This is a genomic window from Streptomyces sp. A18 (assembly GCF_059026065.1).
The window spans coordinates 1-464 of the sequence record NZ_JBWLKL010000158.1 but is presented as its reverse complement, the minus strand read 5'-3'; the positions used below and the strand labels follow the sequence as shown (position 1 = coordinate 464).

Below are 464 nucleotides of genomic sequence, written 5' to 3'. Positions count from 1 at the left end.
CGGGTCAGCGGAAACAGAAGGCCGACGCAGGATCAGGGTCGGCAGATGGTGTAGCAGTTCCTTCGGGGCCCGGGTGCAGATACAGCGCCCGGGCCCCTCCACGCGTTCCAACCGTTCCATAGAGAGGTGTAATGACGGCAGACGACTCGTTCGGGCGTCTCGATGACGACGACTACCCCGCGTACACCATGGGCCGGGCCGCCGAGATACTCGGCACCACCCAGGGCTTCCTCCGCGCTATCGGCGAAGCCCGCCTGATCACCCCGCTGCGCTCCGCGGGCGCACCGCCGTTACTCCCGTTACCAGCTGCGGATCGCCGCCCGAGCCCGCGAACTCGTCGACCAGGGCACCCCCATCGAGGCCGCCTGCCGCATCGTCATTCTTGAGGACCAGCTCGAGGAAGCCCAGCGCATCAACGTCCGGTACCGCGATGCCGCCGAAACAGCAGGATCGGCCGGCTGAAG

1 pseudogene is annotated in these 464 nt (G+C 67.5%); it reads left to right on the top strand.

From position 1 onward, the window contains the following. Positions 1-131 precede the first annotated feature (131 nt). A pseudogene (locus AC5P1C_RS43955) lies at positions 132-462 on the top strand (MerR family transcriptional regulator). The last annotated feature ends 2 nt before the right edge of the window (positions 463-464 follow it).